Origin of the sequence: Collinsella sp. LCP19S3_A7, from assembly GCF_052121995.1 — a bacterium.
Taxonomy (GTDB): domain Bacteria; phylum Actinomycetota; class Coriobacteriia; order Coriobacteriales; family Coriobacteriaceae; genus Collinsella.
Window position 1 is genome coordinate 39,301 of sequence record NZ_JBQKDE010000012.1, and the last position, 17,937, is coordinate 57,237.

At 62.4% G+C, this 17,937-nt stretch carries 13 protein-coding genes; 8 read left to right on the forward strand and 5 right to left on the reverse strand.

The window, feature by feature from the left end; all coding sequences use genetic code 11:
• Positions 1-112: 112 nt before the first annotated feature.
• Positions 113-1,048, reverse strand: a complete 936-nt coding sequence (locus ACTQV3_RS06635; protein ID WP_441068751.1) for a DMT family transporter — start codon at positions 1,046-1,048, stop codon at positions 113-115.
• Positions 1,049-1,148: 100 nt separating this feature from the next.
• A complete protein-coding gene (locus ACTQV3_RS06640) occupies positions 1,149-4,895 on the reverse strand; it encodes a phosphoribosylformylglycinamidine synthase (protein WP_427747911.1) in 3,747 nt (1,248 codons plus the stop codon).
• A 184-nt stretch (positions 4,896-5,079) separates the two neighbouring features.
• On the opposite strand from ACTQV3_RS06640, the gene ACTQV3_RS06645 reads away from it, so the two are divergent.
• Complete coding sequence (locus ACTQV3_RS06645) at positions 5,080-6,642, forward strand: cation:proton antiporter domain-containing protein (protein ID WP_441068749.1); 1,563 nt, start codon at positions 5,080-5,082, stop codon at positions 6,640-6,642.
• Positions 6,643-6,710: 68 nt separating this feature from the next.
• Here the strand turns inward: ACTQV3_RS06645 and ACTQV3_RS06650 are convergent, their stop codons facing one another.
• From ACTQV3_RS06650 to ACTQV3_RS06660, 3 genes are all read right to left on the reverse strand, one after another.
• On the reverse strand, positions 6,711-7,916 hold the full coding sequence (locus ACTQV3_RS06650; RefSeq protein ID WP_154517173.1) for an IS3 family transposase: 1,206 nt from the start codon (positions 7,914-7,916) through the stop codon (positions 6,711-6,713).
• Positions 7,917-8,273: 357 nt separating this feature from the next.
• Complete coding sequence (locus tag ACTQV3_RS06655; protein WP_441069309.1) at positions 8,274-9,023, reverse strand: SDR family NAD(P)-dependent oxidoreductase; 750 nt, start codon at positions 9,021-9,023, stop codon at positions 8,274-8,276.
• Between the two features lie 214 nt (positions 9,024-9,237).
• Positions 9,238-10,581, reverse strand: a complete 1,344-nt coding sequence (locus tag ACTQV3_RS06660; protein WP_441057765.1) for a homoserine dehydrogenase — start codon at positions 10,579-10,581, stop codon at positions 9,238-9,240.
• A 250-nt stretch (positions 10,582-10,831) separates the two neighbouring features.
• Here ACTQV3_RS06660 and ACTQV3_RS06665 point away from each other — a divergent pair, with 250 nt between their 5' ends.
• The 7 genes from ACTQV3_RS06665 to ACTQV3_RS06695 all read left to right on the forward strand — a co-directional run bounded on the left by ACTQV3_RS06665 (position 10,832) and on the right by ACTQV3_RS06695 (position 17,937).
• Positions 10,832-11,998 carry an ABC transporter substrate-binding protein gene (locus ACTQV3_RS06665; RefSeq protein WP_427719714.1) on the forward strand — a complete coding sequence of 389 codons (1,167 nt, stop codon included), beginning with the start codon at positions 10,832-10,834 and terminating at the stop codon, positions 11,996-11,998.
• 276 nt (positions 11,999-12,274) lie between these two features.
• Entirely contained in the window at positions 12,275-13,462 is a 1,188-nt protein-coding gene (locus ACTQV3_RS06670; RefSeq protein ID WP_427719715.1) for an ABC transporter substrate-binding protein, read from the forward strand.
• A gap of 138 nt (positions 13,463-13,600) precedes the next feature.
• Entirely contained in the window at positions 13,601-14,482 is an 882-nt protein-coding gene (locus tag ACTQV3_RS06675) for a branched-chain amino acid ABC transporter permease (RefSeq protein WP_154517188.1), read from the forward strand.
• A gap of 9 nt (positions 14,483-14,491) precedes the next feature.
• Positions 14,492-15,571 carry a branched-chain amino acid ABC transporter permease gene (locus ACTQV3_RS06680; RefSeq protein WP_427719716.1) on the forward strand — a complete coding sequence of 360 codons (1,080 nt, stop codon included), beginning with the start codon at positions 14,492-14,494 and terminating at the stop codon, positions 15,569-15,571.
• Positions 15,561-16,421, forward strand: coding sequence for an ABC transporter ATP-binding protein (locus ACTQV3_RS06685; RefSeq protein WP_427719717.1), 861 nt, complete (start codon positions 15,561-15,563; stop codon positions 16,419-16,421). The genes ACTQV3_RS06680 and ACTQV3_RS06685 overlap by 11 nt, the downstream gene beginning before the upstream one ends.
• Positions 16,422-17,135, forward strand: a complete 714-nt coding sequence (locus ACTQV3_RS06690) for an ABC transporter ATP-binding protein (RefSeq protein WP_229770701.1) — start codon at positions 16,422-16,424, stop codon at positions 17,133-17,135.
• 124 nt (positions 17,136-17,259) lie between these two features.
• Positions 17,260-17,937 carry a copper homeostasis protein CutC gene (locus tag ACTQV3_RS06695; protein WP_441069307.1) on the forward strand — a complete coding sequence of 226 codons (678 nt, stop codon included), beginning with the start codon at positions 17,260-17,262 and terminating at the stop codon, positions 17,935-17,937.

Below are 17,937 nucleotides of genomic sequence, written 5' to 3' on the forward strand. Positions count from 1 at the left end.
CGCGTTACGGCAAGACGGCGTCTGCCGCCGCGACTCGGTACGAAATCAACGAGATACAATGTACTCCATTAAGCTAAAGTGAGAGCTGCCTTTTTCCAAACGGGGTGGTTTGTTAGGCCTTTTTAGGTTTGTTGACAATGATGATGCCACTGCAGACCAAGAGCAGGGCCACAATTACGGTAACGGGGCTCGTGCCAGCGCCCTCTCCGAGCAACAACGCGCTCAACAGCACGCCAAAGACCGGGTTCATAAAGCCAAAGACCGAAACGCGGCTAACGGGGTTGACGGCGAGTAGGCGGGACCACAGCGAGTACGCGACGGCGGAAATGAGCGCCATATAAATGATGAGCGCGATGGCGGGGGCGATTTCGGTGGGGAATAGCGCGCCGCCCATCAAAGACCCGATGGCGGTAAGGACCAAACCGCCGACCAAAAACTGCCAGCCGGCGAGCAAGACGCCGTCATGCTCGCGCGAGAAGATGCCAATGAGGCAGGTCGACAGGGCGCCCGCAATAGTGGAAGCCAAGATAAATCCCTCGCCGTCGAGTGTAAAGCCAAAGGTGCCGTCCGCACCCGAAAGGTTGACGAATGCGACGCCGGCAAAGCCCAGTACGCAGCCGAGTACCTTGGTCGCATCGAGCTTTTCGGTGCGAAACGCCAGAGCGGCAAAGAGGATGGCGAGGAAGTTGGCGCTGGCCTCGATGATGGAACTCGACATGGCGCTGGCGCGCGAGAGTCCCAGGTAGAAAAAGAAGTACTGCCCGATAGTCTGGAAGAGCGACAGGATGCAGATGGGCTTAATGTCGCGAGCCTGTGGAACGAGTGGGCAGCGCTGGGCCGCGCTCATCCCAACGATAACCAGGGCGCCGGCAAGCGTGAAGCGCAAGCCCGCAAAGAGCAGCTGCGAGGCGCTATCGTGCGCGGGGATGCCAAAGAGCTCATAGCCGATCTTGATGCAGGGGAAAGCCGACCCCCAGAGTGCGCAGCAGACGAGGCAGCCCAGGATGAGTCCGGGCAGGGTGGCGAGATACGGCTTGCGGCTTTCCATGATGTCCTTCCTGTATGCGCGAAGTAAAAAAGAACCCGCCACCGGGTGTACCGGTGGCGGGTGTTGTTACCCGAGGGGATTGTACCCGATGGGAACGTATTTAAGCGAAGTAGGCTACGCCGCTCTCAAAGATCGGCATGAACTTATCGCCGGGGACATGCTCGGGCACGTTGCGGTACAGGTTGTCGCCGCGACGCTCGGCATGGCCCATCTTGCCCAGGACGCGGCCGTCGGGGCTCGTGATGCCCTCGATGGCGAGCGCGGAGCCGTTGGGGTTGACGGAGAGATCCATGCTGGGCTTGCCATCCTCGCCCACGTACTGCGTGGCGACCTGACCGTTGGCGATCAGCTGGGCGAGCACTTCATCGTTGGCGACAAAGCGGCCCTCGCCGTGGCTGATGGCGACGGTGTAGGGGTCGTCCAGACTGCACTGCGACAGCCACGGGGACAGGTTGGACGAGATGCGGGTGCGCACCAGACGGCTCTGATGGCGACCGATGGTGTTGAACGTCAGCGTGGGCGCATCGGGCGTGGCATCGACGATGTCGCCGTAGGGCACCAGGCCGAGCTTGATCAGGGCCTGGAAGCCGTTGCAGATGCCCAGCATCAGGCCGTCGCGGGCCTTGAGCAGGTCGCGGACTGCCTCGGTGACCTCGGGAGCGCGGAAGAACGCCGTGATGAACTTGGCGGAGCCGTCGGGCTCGTCGCCGCCCGAGAAGCCGCCGGGAATCATGACGATCTGGCTTGCACGGATGCGGCGGGCGAGCTCGTGGGTGCTCTCGGCGACGGCCTCGGGCGTGAGGTTGTTGATCACGAAGGTGTCGGCCTCGGCGCCGGCGGCGCGGAAGGCGCGGGCGCTATCGTACTCGCAGTTGTTGCCGGGGAACACAGGGATGATCACGCGCGGCCGGGCGATCTTGGCGCCGCCGTACACGTGGATATCCTTGGCGCGGAAGTCGATGGCCTCGACCTCGGGGGTCTCGCCGGCGCTGCGGTAGGCGAAGACGCCTTCGATACCGCTCTCCCAGGCCTCCTGGAGCTCGGCGAGCTCGATGACTTCGGAGCCGGTGTCGATGACATAGCCCTCGACGGTGGTACCCAGGGGCTCGACGACAACGCCGTCGGCGACCTCGGGCAGCTCGGCGTCCTCGGCGAGCTCGACGATAAAGCTGCCGTAGAGCGGGGTGAAGAGGCTCTCCACGTCCACATCTTCGGCAAGCTCGATACCGATCTGGTTGCCGACGCACATCTTAAAGAGGCTCTCGGCGCCGCAGCCGTAGCCGGGCGTGGAGACGGCCAGGGCGTCGCCGGTAGCGGTGAGCGCCTCGACGGCGTCAAACGCGGCGAGCAGCTGCTGGGCATCGGGGCGGTAGTCCTCGCCGTAGGTGGCGGGGGCGATGCGAACGACGCGGTGCGTGAGGCCCTTAAACTCGGGGGAGACGGCGCGGGCGGCACGGCCCACGGCGACAGCGAAGCTGATCAGGGTCGGCGGAACGTTGAGCTCGCCGGCCTCGTCCTCAAACGAGCCGCTCATGGAATCCTTGCCGCCGATGGCGCCGGCACCCAGGTCGACCTGGGCCATAAGGGCGCCCAGGACGGCTGCCATGGGCTTGCCCCAACGTTCGGGCTCGGTGCGCAGGCGCTCAAAGTACTCTTGGAAGGAGAGGTAGGCGCGCTTGTGCTCAAAGCCGGCGGCAACGAGCTTGGCGATGGACTCGACCACGGACAGGTAGGCGCCTGCAAACTGGTCGGCCTCCATCAGGTAGGGGTTGAAGCCCCATGCCATAGCGCTCGCCGTGGTGGTCTCGCCGTCCACGGGGAACTTGGCGACCATGGCAGAGCTCGGGGTGAGCTGCGTCTTGCCGCCAAAGGGCATGAGCACGGTAGCGGCACCGATGGTGGAGTCGAAGCGCTCGGAAAGGCCCTTGTTGGAGGCGACGTTGAGATCGGTGACAAGTGAGGTCATGCGCTCGGCAAGCGTGGTGCCGGCCCAGCTGGGTTGCCACACGCTGCGGGCACACACGTGGGCGACCTGGTGCTTGGGTGCGCCGTTGGAGTTGAGGAACTCGCGGGACAGATCGACGATGGCGACGCCGTTCCAGGCCATACGCATGCGCGGCTCGGCGGTAACCTCGGCGATGACGGTCGCCTCCAGGTTCTCCTCGGCGGCATAACCCATGAACTCCTCGACGTCACCGTCGGCGACGGCGCAGGCCATGCGCTCCTGGGACTCGGAGATAGCGAGTTCGGTTCCGTCCAGGCCGTCGTACTTCTTGGTCACGGTGTCCAGGTCGACATACAGGCCGTCGGCAAGCTCGCCCACGGCGACCGAGACGCCGCCGGCGCCAAAGTCGTTGCAGCGCTTGATCAGGCGGCAGGCGTCGCCGCGGCGGAACAGACGCTGCAGCTTGCGCTCGACCGGGGCGTTGCCCTTCTGGACCTCGGCGCCCGAGGTCTCGATGGAATCGGTGTTCTGGGTCTTGGAGGAGCCGGTGGCGCCGCCGATGCCGTCACGGCCGGTGCGGCCGCCCAGCAGGATGATCTTGTCGGTGGGGGCGGGGCACTCGCGACGCACGTGGTTTGCCGGGGTGGCGCCCACGACGGCGCCGACCTCCATGCGCTTGGCCACGTAGCCGGGGTGATAGAGTTCGTTGACCTGACCGGTGGCAAGGCCGATCTGGTTGCCGTAGCTGGAGTAGCCGGCGGCAGCGGTGGTCACGAGCTTGCGCTGCGGCAGCTTGCCCTCGAGCGTCTCGGAGACCGGGACGGTGGGGTCGCCGGCGCCGGTGACGCGCATGGCCTGGTACACATAGCTGCGGCCAGAGAGCGGGTCGCGGATGGCGCCGCCCACGCAGGTGGCGGCACCGCCGAAGGGCTCGATCTCGGTCGGGTGGTTGTGGGTCTCGTTCTTAAACAGGAACAGCCAGTCCTGGTCCTCGCCGTCGACATCGACCTTCACCTTGACGGTGCAGGCGTTGATCTCCTCGGACTCGTCGACATCGGTCATGACGCCGGTCTTCTTAAGGTACTTGGCACCGATGGTGCCCATGTCCATAAGGCAGACGGGCTTGGCGTCGCGACCGAGCTCGTGGCGCATCTCCATATAGCGGTCGAAGGCCTGCTGTACCACGGCGTCATCGATTGTCACGTCGTCCAGGACGGTACCGAAGGTGGTGTGGCGGCAGTGGTCGGACCAATAGGTGTCGATCACGCGGATCTCGGTGATGGTGGGGTCGCGGTCCTCATCGCGGAAGTACTGCTGGCAGAAGGCGATGTCCGCCTCGTCCATGGCAAGGCCGCGCTCGGAGATAAAGGCGGCAAGGCCGGCCTCGTCGAGTTCGCGGAAGCCGTCGAGCACCTCGACGGGCTGGGGCTCGGGGGTCTCCATGTACAGCGTCTCGGGTAGGTCGAGCGAGGCGATGCGGGCCTCGACGGGATTCACCACGTAGTGCTTGATGGCCTCGATGGCGGCTTCGTCCAGAGCGCCCGAGATCATATAGACCTTGGCGGAGCGAACGGCGGGGCGCTCGCCCTGGCTGATGAGCTGCACGCACTCGCTGGCGGAGTCGGCGCGCTGGTCAAACTGGCCAGGCAGGAATTCGACGGCAAAGACGGCGCCATCGCTTGCGGGGAGTTCGTCGTAGGTCACATCGACCTGGGGCTCGCTAAAGACGGTCGGCACGCAGGAGCGGAAAAGCTCCTCGTCGATGCCCTCGACGTCGTAGCGGTTGATGATCCTCAGGGCCTCGATGCCCTTGATGCCGAGAATTTCGGTCAGCTCGCCCTTGAGCTGCTGAGCCTCGACGTCGAACCCGGGTTTCTTCTCCACGTAAATACGAGAGACCATTGGTTCCTGCCTTCCTGATCGGTTGGGCGTACGGTGCGGTATGCGGCAGCGGTCGGTTTGCGGGACAAGCCTCGCGGTCGCCTTGAGCCACATGTTTGTAAACGTCACTATGATACGACAGCTCATGGCGTATTGAGGACGGCGAGGGTGCTACAGTGAAGCGCAAACAAGAGAAAGGCATCACATGGCATTCGTTTCGCTCGCCATCATCGCGCTTGTGGCTTTCGCAAGCCCCTTTATCGCATCGGCGATTCCCGGAAAGCCCGTTCCCGAGACGGTTTTTTTGCTCGTGTTCGGCGCGGTGCTGGGGCCTCACATGCTCGGCGTCATCCATGTAGATGCCGAGGTATCGCTTGTGTCCGAGCTCGGTCTGGCCTTTTTGTTCCTGCTTGCCGGCTTTGAGATCGACCCCAAGAACATCACGGGCGTCGAGGGGCGCTACGGTATGGCGACGTGGGTCGTCACGTTTGGCATCGCCTGGCTTGCCGTGCGCTTTACCCCGTGGTTCTCGGTCAGCCATTTCGACGGTATCGCCGTGACGCTGGCGCTCACTTCGACGGCGCTCGGCACGCTCGTGCCCATCATGCGTGAGCGTTCGCTGACCGGCACGCGCGTGGGCAACTCCATCCTTGCCTATGGCACGTGGGGAGAGCTCGGTCCCGTGCTTGCCATGTCGGTGCTGCTCTCCGCTCGTACTGGTATCCAGACGCTCGTGATCCTTGGCTTGTTTGCACTGGTCTGTGTGCTGTTGGCCGTGGTTCCGAGCCGCTCCAAGCGCGTCGGCAGCCGCTTCTTTGCGTTTGTCGAGGAACGGGCCGACACGACGTCGCAGACGTTCGTGCGCCTGACGGTGCTCATTCTGGTCACACTCGTGGCATTTTCCGCCATCTTTGACCTCGACATCGTGTTGGGCTCTTTTGCCGCTGGCTTTGTCCTGCGCTATATCATCCCCGAGGGCAACCATACGCTCGAGACCAAGCTCGATGGCCTGGCCTATGGCTTTTTGATTCCGGTGTTCTTTACCGTGTCGGGCGCAAAGATTGACCTGACGGCCGTGGCGTCGCGCCCGGGTCTGCTCGTGGGCTTTATCGCGGCGTTGCTGATCATTCGCGCCGTGCCGATCCTTGTCTCTATGAGCATTTGTCCCGCGACACGTGACGTTTCGGCGTATGGCCGCATTACCGTGGCTCTGTACTGCACCACGGCCCTGCCGATCATCGTTGCCGTGACGAGTGTGGCCGTCAACGCAGGCGCGCTGTCGCAAGACGTCGCCTCGGTTATGGTAGCCGCCGGTGCCATCACGGTGTTCTTGATGCCGCTGCTCGCGCAGCTCTTCTATCGCGTGGTCGATGCCGCGCCGGCCACTGCCGTGGCAGAGGTCGCCGAGCACCCTGCCGACGCACTCGATATCCTGCGCGCTCACCACGACCTAGCGAGCCTGCTCGCGCGCGAACACGAATTGCTGACCTCGCATGGTCACGGTCGTTCGCTCGACGGCATACCTACCCTTGATTCCATTGCTGAACGCCTCTCGATCGAGGCAGCGAGCGGCCACATCGATGCCCGCATCGTGGACGCCGCTCATTTGCTGGCTGAGAAGACCTATGGCGACGAGATCGACCCGTCCAAGCTGACTCCGCGTGAGCGCCGCCGCTTGGAGCGCGCCAAGCTCGCCGTGCGCGAATACCGCCGCCGCATGCTGGAGCTCTACGCGCGCGATGAAGCCCAGGACGACGACGGCAAATAACGAGATGCTTCCCTAGGGGAAGCCGCGTCCCGCTTTAAAGACGGGACTGCGGACGATTTCTTGGACCGTTACGCGGCCCTTCCCAGCGCGGCGCGGAACTCGGCCGGCGTGCGGCCGCCGAGCGCATCGCTGCGCCTCTCCGTATTGTATCGGCCGATCCAGCCCCCGAGCTCCTCGATGAAGCGGGCAGGGGTCCAGCCCGACCAGTCCCTGCCGTGCCAGAACTCCCTCTTGAGCAGGCCGAAGAAGCCCTCCATCGCCGCGTTGTCCGGGCTGCAGCCCTTGGCGGACATGCTCCTGGCGAGGCCGTGCCCCTCGCAGATCGAGATCCAGCCGGGCCAGCGGTAGTGGCCGCCGCGGTCGGAGTGGATGACGGGGCGCTCGCCGGGCGCGAGCAGCGCGCAGGCGTCCTCGAGCGTCGAGTTGGCGAGCGCGGCGTCCGGTCTCTCGCCGGCCCTCCACGCCACGACCGAGGAGTCGAAGCAGTCCCTGATGGCCGACAGGTAGACCTTCCTGCCGGAGGGCAGCCTGAACTCGGTGATGTCGGTGAGCCACAGGAAGTTCGGCAGGGCCGAGCGGAAGTCGCGGCGCACGAGGTTCGGCGGGGCCGGCGTCGGCTCGCCCGCATAGGAGCTGTAGGGCCTCCTCTTCCTCCTCATCCACCTGGGGACCAGGCCCTCCTCGCGCATGATGCGGAGGACGACCTTCTCCGAGGCGCGCACGGGCTCGTCGAGCTCGCGCAGGCGCGCCGTCACGAAGCGGTACCCCCGCGCTCCCTCGCCGTCCTCGGTGAAGATCCTGCGCACGAGCGCGCGCAGGGGCGCGCGCCGGTCGGGCCTCGCGATCGCGCGGCGCTGGTACTCATAGGAGCTCTTTGATATCCCCAAGGAACTCGTGAGTTCTCTCAAGGACCACTTCCCGCACGGCCTCAGGCGGTCTATCACCAGGGTCTTCTCCCTGTTCGACATCCCGTCGAGGCTCTCGGCTTTTAAAACGTCCTGCACCGCCCTCAGCACCGCGTTCTCGAGCCTGAGCCGCTCGATCAGGGCGTCCTTGTCCTCCGGGTCGATGTCGGGGTAGTCGGGGCCGTCCCCGACGAGTCGCGGCAGGTCCATTCCTCCACCGGCCCTTCCCGCGGGCTTGCGCACGTCCCTGATCCAGCGCCAGACGGACGTCTTGCCGGGCCCGCCGAGTATCTCGGTTATCTCCATGACGGTGAGCCCGGCGCCGCGAAGCGCCCTGGCCCTCTCCACCATTCTCCTACTGTATGCCATGCGGACTCCGTTCCGGACCTCAACGGTCCAACTTTTTGTCCGCAGTCCCAAGCCCAGAGTGGGATGCGGTTTCCGCTTTGGACTCCTGCCGGAAAGCGCGTCCCAGTCTGAAGGTTCAAAATGGGATGCGCTTTCCGAATCAAAGGCCTTGAGGAAAGCGCGTCCCAGAATTGGCGTTCAAAACGGGGCGCACTTTCCGAAACATGGCCCTGAGGGAAGCTGTGTCCCGTTCTGAGCTGAAATACCGGGACGCAGTTTCCCTTACAAACAGAAGAAGGCGCGCTGCCTGCGGTTGATGCAGACAGCGCGCCTTTTGCGTTGGGCCTCGTTGAGGTTCGAAGTCGTGGCTTGCGACCTTTAGGAGCGGGCGGCTCCGTCGACGGGGAGCACGGCGCCCGTGACGTAGGAGGACATGTCGCTCGCTAGGAAAACAAAGGCGTTGGCGACATCCTCGGGCTCGCCCATGCGACCCAGCGGAATGGTGGCGATGATGGGCTTGATGACCTCTTCGGGCAGGTTGGCGACCATATCGGTCTTGGTTACGCCGGGTGCGACGGCATTGACGCGAATGCCCATGGGGGCGAGCTCGCGCGAGAGCGACTGGACCATGCCGTTGACGGCAAACTTGGACGTGGGGCAACCGACGCCGGAGGGCTGACCGTACTTGGCGACCATCGAGCTCGTGGTGGTGATGGTGCCGCCGTGGCCGGCCTCGGTCATAATCTTGGCGGCCGCCTGGTGACCGTTAAAGACGGCGACGACGTTGAGGTCCATGACCGTGGCGAACTCCTCGGCCGTGTAGTCCAAAAGCGGCGAGCGCTGGGAGATGCCGGCGTTGTTGACGACCGTGTCCAAGCCGCCCATGTCGGTTGCAGCCTGGGTAAAAGCCTCGGTCACGGCCTCGAGTGAGGTGAGGTCGCAGGAGCGGCCCCAGACCTTGGCGTCGGGATAGGCGGCCGCCAGCTTCTCAACGGCCGCGTCGGCAGTCTCCTGGCGCGAGCCAAAGACGGTGACGGCGGCACCCTCCTCGATAAAACGGCAGGCGATGGCATAGCCGATACCGCGCGTGCCTCCGGTGACGATTGCTTTCTTGCCCTCGAGCAACATAGTGCTTCCTCTCATCGCGGGCGGTCATTCTCAGCACAGCGTAGCGGTAGCCGGAATCGACCGCGTTTGCATATCGGTGAACGGTAGCGCGCGTTACCGATGAGCGGCTCGCGCAAATGTGCTCTGCCGTTGTGCTTAGGGCAGGAGGCAAAAGGGCTCCCGTCCCACATCGGACGGGAGCCCTCAAAGCGCGTATTGCTAGGCGAGCGTTGGGTTAGTTGGCCATGACGCCTTCGGTCCAGGCCTCGACGTTCTCGATGCGCAGGACGTTGGCGACCTCGGCCACGCAGTCGACGCTGGCAAGCTCGGCGGCGGCAGCCTGGACGTCCTTCTCGAGCGCGCGGTGCGTCAGGAAGATGACCGAGCAGGTATCGCTGGCGCCCGACTTGCCGTCCTCGACCTGGTTGATGAGCGAGATCGAGATGTTGTGCTTGGCAAAGATATCGACCGTCTCGGACAGGGCGCCCACGCGGTCGGCGACCTTCAGGCGCACATAGTACTTGGTCTGGAGCTCGTCCATGGGCTTAAAGGCGAGGTTGTGGCCATAGGGCTCAATCTCGGGCAGCGGAGCCACGCCGCGGCTGATCTGCTCGGAGAGCGACAGGATATCGCCCACGACGGCACTTGCGGTGGGGAAGGAGCCTGCGCCGGCACCGTAGAACATGGTCTCGCCCACGGCGTCACCCACCACGTAGACGGCGTTCATGGCGCCGTTGACCTTGGCGAGCATGTGGTCGGCGGGAATCAGCGTGGGATGAACGCGGACGTCGACGCCGGCGTCGGTGTTGCGGGCGATGCCGAGCAGTTTAATGGTGTAGCCGAGCTCGCGGGCCTGGGCGATGTCCTCGGCGCCGATGGTACGGATACCCTGCTGGTACACATCGTCGGTGGTAACGCGGGTGCCAAAGCCGATGGAGGCGAGAATCGCCGTCTTGCTGGCGGCGTCGAAGCCGTCGACGTCGGCGGACGGGTCGGCCTCGGCGTAGCCCTTGGCCTGCGCGTCGGCGAGCACGTCGGCGTAATCGGCGCCCTCGGCGTCCATGCGCGACAGGATATAGTTGGTGGTACCGTTGAGAATGCCGGCGATGGTCAGGATCTTGTTGCCCACCAGGTCGTGCTCGAGCGTGCTCACGATGGGGATGCCGCCGCCGCAGCTGGCCTCGCACTTAATCTGCACGCCGCACGCGCGCGCCTTCTCGGCAAGCGTCTCGACATGACGGCCCAACAGGGCCTTGTTGGCAGAGACGACGTGCTTGCCGTTCTCAAAGGCGGTGGTGAAGATCTCGGTCGCGGGATGCTCGCCGCCGATCAGCTCGACGACGATATCGACGGCTGGGTCGGTAACGACGTCATGCCAGTCACTCGTAAAGGCCTCGCGCTCAATGCCTGCCGCCTCGGCCTGCTCCCAGGCAAGCGCGCAGGCGCGGGTCAGCTTAAGGTCGATGCCGTAGGCGGCCAGGTACTCATCGTGGTGGCTCTTGATCAGACGGGCCACGCCGCCGCCGACGGTTCCCAGACCGATCAGACCGACGTTCACGGTGCGCAGGGGTTCGCTCATAGATAGCTCCTTCGTGCATCTTATAGATTGATTGATCAAGTAATGTTGAGTGCATTCTAGCGTGAACCGAGAGCGCGTGCTCGCCAGGCAACAGGAGTCGCACAAAACGGCACCCCCGAAACGCTGCGGAAACATTGGAAACATGCTCGCTACAAACGGAACTCCGTAACAAACTGTCAACGTTTGCGCCATAAGGTTTGCCCCGTACCGCAAGACGGCCGCACCGCGGCCAGCGAAAAAGGGGGACACCATGTTCAACATCAACAGCACGCTCAGCCGTAGGAACTTTCTCGCCGGCGCCGCGGCGCTCGGCAGCGCTGCCGCGCTCGCTGGTTGCTCGTCGGGTGGCTCGGACGGCGGCTCCGCCGATGACGGTAAGACCTTCAAGATCGGTGTCATCGGCCCTCTGACCGGCGCCGCGGCAACCTATGGCGTTTCGGCCGAGAAAGGTGCCAAGCTCGCCGCCAAGGATTTCTCGACCAAGGATCTCAAACTCTCGCTTAAGTCCGAGGATGACGTCGCCGACGGCGAGAAGGCCATCAACGCCTTCAATACCTTGTGCGACTGGGGCATGCAGGCGCTCGTCGGCCCCGTCACGACTGGTGCCGCCGTCGCCGTCTCGGGCGAGATCGCCGACGATATGCTCATGGTCACGCCTTCGGCCTCGTCGCTCGACGTCACCAAGGATAAGACCACGGTCTTTCAGGTTTGCTTCACCGATCCCACCATGGGCGCCAGCGCCGCGAAGTTTTTGGCCGAGAAGTATGCAGACGCCAAGATCGCCCTGTTCTACAACTCCGGCGATACGTATAGCTCGGGCGTTGCCGACGCTTTTGCCGAGCAGGCCAAGGCGTCCAAGCTCGATATCGTCGATACCGAGACCTTTAAGGACGACTCTTCCACGAGCTTTACCAACCAGCTCACCAAGGCCAAGGAGGCCGGCGCCACGCTTATCTTTGCCCCGATCTATTACACGCCGGCGTCCGTCCTGCTCAAGAACGCCAAGGACATGGGCTACGAAATGACCCTCATGGGCACCGACGGCATGGACGGCCTGCTCTCCGTTGAGGGCTTCGACACCTCTCTTGCCGAGGGCGTGCTGCTCATGACCCCGTTCTCTGCCGACGATGAGAAGAACGCCGACTTCGTCAAGGCATATAAGGACGCCTACAACGAGACGCCCAACCAGTTTGCCGCCGATGCTTATGACTGCATCCACGCGATTGTCGAGGCAATCGATGAGGCGGACATCGACATTACGGTCGACGGCGCCGACATTGCCGGCGACCTTGCCAAGGCTATGCGCAAGATCAAGATTGAGGGCCTGACAGGCGAGCTCACGTGGAACGACGAGGGCCAAGTCGAGAAGCCCGCTACGGCCTATGTGATTCAGGACGGCAAGTACATCGCCGCCTAAGTGCATATAACGAGACCGGTGGGGCCATGTTATTCAGGGCAGGAAAGCTTGTAACAGAACGGAAACATTACTTTCACACTTCACACAATAAAGTCGCTAAACTGTATAAACCGACAGAAATACGCATAATTATGGATAAATGGACAAGGCAAAAGAAAAGTTGAAATAATCGCCACTTTTCTCAACTAAAGCGTCTACTATTTTGCGAACGCCGAAGACGGCGGAGGATGGCCTGTCGGGTAACCGAAACCCGACGAGATTTGAGAGGAGAGCCGCATGTCGAGCCTCACCGGTAAGTCATTGAACCCTGTTATGAATCGCAGGAGCGTTATCGCGAGCGCAGCAGGTCTGGGGGCGATGTCCATTCTAGCTGGCTGCTCCTCCAACGGCGGCGACAGCGGTTCCGCTTCGAGCGACGCTTCGTTTAAGATCGGCACCATTGGCCCGCTGACCGGTGCCGCCGCGTCTTACGGCAAGTCCGTTACCCAGGGCGTCGAGCTTGGCTGCAAGGACTTCTCCACCAAGGAGCTGCCGCTTGCCAGCAAGGCCGAGGACGACCAGGCCGACGGCGAGAAGGCCGTCAACGCCTTTAATAACCTGCTCGACTGGGGCATGCAGGCCCTCGTCGGCCCGACCACCACGGGTGCGTCGGTTGCCGTTGCCGCAGAGTGCAGCAACGACCCCAAGACATTCATGATCACCCCGTCCGCGTCCTCCGAGGACGTCACCGACGGAAAGGATTGCGTCTTCCAGGTTTGCTTTACCGACCCCAACCAGGGCGTCAACGCTGCCAAGTTCCTGGCAGAGAAGTATGCGGACGAGAAGTTCGTGCTGTTCTATAACTCCGGCGACGCTTATTCTTCGGGCATTGCAGATTCCTTTAAGGCTCAGGCCGCTGAGTCTAAGCTCGAGATTGTTGACGAGGAGACCTTTAAGGACGACTCCGCTACGAGCTTTACCAACCAGCTGACCAAGGCCAAGCAGGCCGGCGCCACCATGATCTTTGCGCCGATCTACTACACGCCGGCGTCCGTCCTGCTCAAGAACGCCAAGGACATGGGCTACGACGTCAAGATGATGGGATGCGACGGCATGGACGGCATCCTGGGCGTCGAGGGCTTCGACACCTCTCTTGCCGAGGGTCTGCTGCTCATGACCCCGTTCTCCGCCGACGACGAGAAGAACGCCGACTTCGTCAACGCTTACAAGGATAAGTACGGCGATACCCCCGACCAGTTTGCCGCCGATGCCTACGACGGCGTGCACGCGGTGGCCGAGGCCCTCAAGGAGGCCGGTCTTGGTGTCGACGCCGACCCGACCGAGGTTGCCGAGAAGCTGCCCAAGGCTATGCTCAAGATTACCGTTGACGGTCTGACCGGCAAGCTCTCCTGGAACGACAAGGGCCAGGTCCAGAAGGATCCTACGGCGTATGTCATCACCGACGGCAAGTACGTACTGGCCTAATAGGCCGCCTTACATAGAGCGGTTTTGATCCCAAGCAGGGGAGGTTTTCGCCTTCCCTGCTTGCTTGGTATCTGGGGACAACGTAACGTCCCTGTTTCATACATCAACTGGAAACCTATTCGAAAGGGGATGTGGAACATGACGGTCTTTATCCAATACCTGGTCAACGGCCTGTCCATGGGCAGCGTCTACGCCATCATCGCGTTGGGCTACACCATGGTCTACGGTATCGCCAAGATGCTCAACTTCGCTCACGGCGATGTCATCATGGTCGGTGCCTATGTCTCGTTCTGCGCCACGTCGTATCTCGGCCTCCCGGGCTGGGCATCTGTAGTTCTCTCTTGTGTGGTCTGCACGGTTCTCGGTGTTCTCATTGAGGGTCTGGCCTATAGACCGCTGCGCCAAGCAGGCCCGCTGGCCGTTCTGATCACGGCCATCGGTGTGTCCTACTTCCTGCAGAATGCCGCGCAGCTTCTGTGGGGCGCCACGCCCAAGAACTTCACTTCGCTCGTTACCTTCCCGGTGCCGGAGTTCTTGGCCAAGTTCAACGTAAGTGCCGTCTCGCTCGTCACCATCGTCGCCTGCCTGGTTATCATGGCCGGTCTGATGATCTTTACAGGTAAGACCAAGATGGGCAAGGCCATGCGCGCCGTGTCCGAGGACAAGGCCGCCGCTCAGCTCATGGGCATCAACGTCAACCGCACCATCTCGATGACGTTCGCCATCGGCTCCGCCCTTGCCGCCATCGCCGGTGTGCTCCTGTGCTCCTACTCGCCGGTTCTGCAGCCCACCACGGGCGCCATGCCTGGCATCAAGGCCTTCGACGCTGCCGTTTTCGGCGGCATCGGCTCCATCCCCGGTGCCTTTGTCGGCGGCATTCTCATCGGCATCATCGAGGCGATGGCGCAGGCTTACATTTCCACGAGCCTTGCCAACTCCATCGTCTTTGGCGTTTTGATCATCGTCCTGCTCGTCAAGCCTGCCGGCCTCTTGGGCAAGTACGTACCCGAGAAGGTGTAGGTGAGCGTTATGAAGTTTCTTACAGACAAGCAGACGCGTCACGACTTTGTCACGTACGCCATGTGCGTTGTGGCGTTCGCCATCGTGTTCTTTATGCAGTCTAACCACATGATTCCGCGCATGATTGTCGGTCAGCTGGTTCCCATCACGGCCTATATCGTCATGGCCATCTCGCTCAACCTCGTCGTCGGCATCGCGGGCGACTTGTCGCTGGGCCACGCGGGTTTTATGAGCGTCGGCGCCTATACGGGAATCGTCACCGCCGTCGCGCTGGAGAGCGCCGTTCCGTCTGACCCGGTGCGTCTGATCATCAGCATTGTGGTCGGCGCTATCGCCGCTGCCATTCTGGGCTTCCTGATCGGTATTCCGGTTCTTCGCCTGAGCGGTGACTACCTGGCCATCGTAACCTTGGCCTTTGGCGAGATTATCAAAGAGATCGTTACCTGCCTCATTGTGGGCGTCGATTCCCGCGGCCTGCACGTGATCTTTAACATCACGGGCAATTCCACGATCGACGACCTACACCTGCTCGAAGACGGCACCGCTATCATCAAGGGTGCCCAGGGCGCATCTGGTGTTTCGACCTACTCGACGTTCCTTGCTGGCGCCATCCTGGTTATGGTTGCGCTCGTGATTGTGCTCAACTTGGTCCGCAGCCGCACCGGTCGTGCCATCATGGCCGTGCGCGATAACAAGATCGCTGCCGAGTCCGTGGGTATCTCCGTCACCCAGTACCGCATGATCGCCTTCGTGGTTTCCGCCGCTCTCGCCGGTGCTGCCGGAGCCCTCTTCGGCGGTAACTTCTCGCAGCTCTCCGCCACTAAGTTCGACTTCAACACGTCGATTCTCATTCTGGTGTTCGTGGTCCTGGGCGGTCTGGGCAACATGCGCGGTTCCGTCATCGCGGCAGCGCTGCTCACGGTGCTCCCCGAGCTGCTCCGTCAGTTCTCGGACTACCGCATGCTCATCTACGCCATCGTGTTGATTCTGGTCATGGTCTTTACTAACAACCCGCAGCTCAAGGCGTTCTTCGCGCGCATTAAGGACCGCTTTGCTTCCAAGAAGGAGGTGGCAACCGATGCCCAGTAAGTTTGAGTTCAACAAGGGCAAGATGGTCCCGTATCCTTCTGGCGCCATCGTTCCCGACCGCGACCTGGGCGAGCGCCCGGCGCTCGAGTGCATCCACCTGGGCATTGAGTTCGGCGGCCTTAAGGCGGTCGACGACTTTAGCCTGACCATCGGTAAGACCGAGATCGCCGGTCTCATCGGCCCCAACGGCGCCGGCAAGACCACGGTCTTCAACCTGCTCACCAAGGTGTACCAGCCCACGCACGGCACCATCCTGCTCGACGGTGAGGACACCTCGGGCAAGTCCGTCTACCAGGTCAACCGCATGGGTATCGCTCGTACCTTCCAAAACATCCGCCTGTTCAACACCATGACGGTGGAGGACAACGTAAAGGTCGGCCTGCACAACCAGGAGCGCTACTCCGGCTTTGAGGGCGTGCTACGCCTGCCGACGTATTGGAAGCACGAGAAGGCCGCCCATGAGCGCGCCATGGAGCTTCTGTCTATCTTTGATATGGAACATCTGGCGAACGAGCAGGCCGGCTCGCTGCCTTACGGCGCTCAGCGTCGTTTGGAGATCGTCCGCGCGCTTGCCACCAATCCCAAGCTACTACTGCTCGACGAGCCTGCCGCCGGCATGAACCCGTCCGAGACTGCGGAGCTCATGGCGAACATCGTCAAGATTCGCGACACCTTTGGCATTGCCATCATGCTCATCGAGCACGACATGTCGCTTGTCATGAATATTTGCGAGGGTATCTGCGTGCTTAACTTTGGCAAGGTCATCGCCAAGGGCACGGCCGAGGAAATCCAGAACAACGAAGCCGTTATTGAGGCTTATCTGGGCAAGCAGGATAAGGGGGAGAACTAAATGGCAGAGCCGATGCTTTCCGTCTACAACATCAACGTCTGGTACGGCGCCATCCACGCCATTAAGGACATCTCCTTTAACGTTAACGAGGGCGAGATCGTGGCCCTGATTGGCGCGAACGGCGCCGGCAAGTCCACGACGCTCAAGACTGTCTCGGGCCTGCTGCGCTCCAAGACCGGCTCCATCAAGTTTATGGGCGAGGACATTATCCATACGCCCGCCGACAAGCTGGTTGGCAAGGGCCTGTCTCAGGTACCCGAGGGGCGTCGTGCCTTTTTGCAGATGACGGTCGAGGAGAACCTGGAGATGGGTGCCTATACACAGCCCAAGTCCACGGTTGCCCCGGGCCTCGAACGTGTTTACGAGCAGTTCCCGCGCCTGAAGGAACGCCGTCGCCAGGTGGCCGGCACCCTTTCGGGCGGCGAGCAGCAGATGCTCGTTATGGGTCGTGCCCTTATGAGTAACCCCAAGCTGCTCATGCTCGACGAACCCTCCATGGGTCTGGCGCCGATCCTGATCGAGCAGATCTTCCAGATTGTCGAGGATTTGCACAAGGCCGGCACCACGGTGCTCCTGGTCGAGCAGAACGCGCAGATGGCGCTTTCCATCGCCACACGCGGCTACGTGCTCGAGACCGGCAAGATCACCATGACCGGCACGGGCCAAGAGCTGCTGCACGACGACAACGTCCGCAAAGCTTATCTTGGTGGTTAATCCATCCAGTAATAGGGGCGCTGACCAACTCGGTCAGCGCCCCTTTTGAAATGATCCGTTGGCTTGGTATTTAAAGTGCGACAATGCCGTGTGGAAATAGAAGTGTCATCTGGGGGGTCTATCTATGCTGTACGAGTTTTGTGCCGAGAACTTTGAGCGGGTGCCGGCGGCCATTGCGGCCGGTGCGGGACGCATTGAGCTGTGCGACAACCTTGCGGTTGGTGGCACCACGCCCTCGGCCGGCGTTATCAGCGCTACGACCAGCTATGCTCGCGAGCACGATGCACGGGTGATGTGCATGATCCGTCCGCGTGGCGGCGACTTTCACTACAACCAGGACGAGCTGCGCATGATGGAGATGGACTTGGGCCTTGCCGTAAGTGCCGGCGTCGATGGCTTGGTCTTTGGCTGCTGCAAGCCTTGTGCCGGCGGATGGGCGCTCGATGAACTTGCGTTGGGCGCCCTCGTGATGGCTGCGGGCTGCGCGACCGAGGAGTGCAAGCGCGAGTCCCTTGACATCACCTTTCACATGGCGTTTGACCAGCTCTCGCCCGAGGCCCAGCTCGACGCGATTGACACGCTCGCCGACTGCGGCATAACGCGCATCCTGACGCATGGCGGTGCCGCCGGCACGCCGATTGAGGACAACCTGGAGCATCTGTCGCACCTTATCGACTACGCGAACGATCGCCTGACCATCCTTCCCGGCGGCGGCATTTCCACGGCCAACCGCGATACCGTGGCTGCGGCACTGGGCGTCTCCGAGCTCCATGGCACCAAGATCGTGCCGCTGGAGGTATAA

Bases quoted from the DNA above. Each gene is read 5' to 3' on its own strand.
- ACTQV3_RS06635 (WP_441068751.1), bottom strand. From the start codon at position 1,048: ATGGAAAGCCGCAAGCCGTATCTCGCCACCCTGCCCGGACTCATCCTG.
- ACTQV3_RS06640 (WP_427747911.1), bottom strand. From the start codon at position 4,895: ATGGTCTCTCGTATTTACGTGGAGAAGAAACCCGGGTTCGACGTCGAG.
- ACTQV3_RS06645 (WP_441068749.1), top strand. From the start codon at position 5,080: ATGGCATTCGTTTCGCTCGCCATCATCGCGCTTGTGGCTTTCGCAAGC.
- ACTQV3_RS06650 (WP_154517173.1), bottom strand. From the start codon at position 7,916: ATGGCATACAGTAGGAGAATGGTGGAGAGGGCCAGGGCGCTTCGCGGC.
- ACTQV3_RS06655 (WP_441069309.1), bottom strand. From the start codon at position 9,023: ATGTTGCTCGAGGGCAAGAAAGCAATCGTCACCGGAGGCACGCGCGGT.
- ACTQV3_RS06660 (WP_441057765.1), bottom strand. From the start codon at position 10,581: ATGAGCGAACCCCTGCGCACCGTGAACGTCGGTCTGATCGGTCTGGGA.
- ACTQV3_RS06665 (WP_427719714.1), top strand. From the start codon at position 10,832: ATGTTCAACATCAACAGCACGCTCAGCCGTAGGAACTTTCTCGCCGGC.
- ACTQV3_RS06670 (WP_427719715.1), top strand. From the start codon at position 12,275: ATGTCGAGCCTCACCGGTAAGTCATTGAACCCTGTTATGAATCGCAGG.
- ACTQV3_RS06675 (WP_154517188.1), top strand. From the start codon at position 13,601: ATGACGGTCTTTATCCAATACCTGGTCAACGGCCTGTCCATGGGCAGC.
- ACTQV3_RS06680 (WP_427719716.1), top strand. From the start codon at position 14,492: ATGAAGTTTCTTACAGACAAGCAGACGCGTCACGACTTTGTCACGTAC.
- ACTQV3_RS06685 (WP_427719717.1), top strand. From the start codon at position 15,561: ATGCCCAGTAAGTTTGAGTTCAACAAGGGCAAGATGGTCCCGTATCCT.
- ACTQV3_RS06690 (WP_229770701.1), top strand. From the start codon at position 16,422: ATGGCAGAGCCGATGCTTTCCGTCTACAACATCAACGTCTGGTACGGC.
- ACTQV3_RS06695 (WP_441069307.1), top strand. From the start codon at position 17,260: ATGCTGTACGAGTTTTGTGCCGAGAACTTTGAGCGGGTGCCGGCGGCC.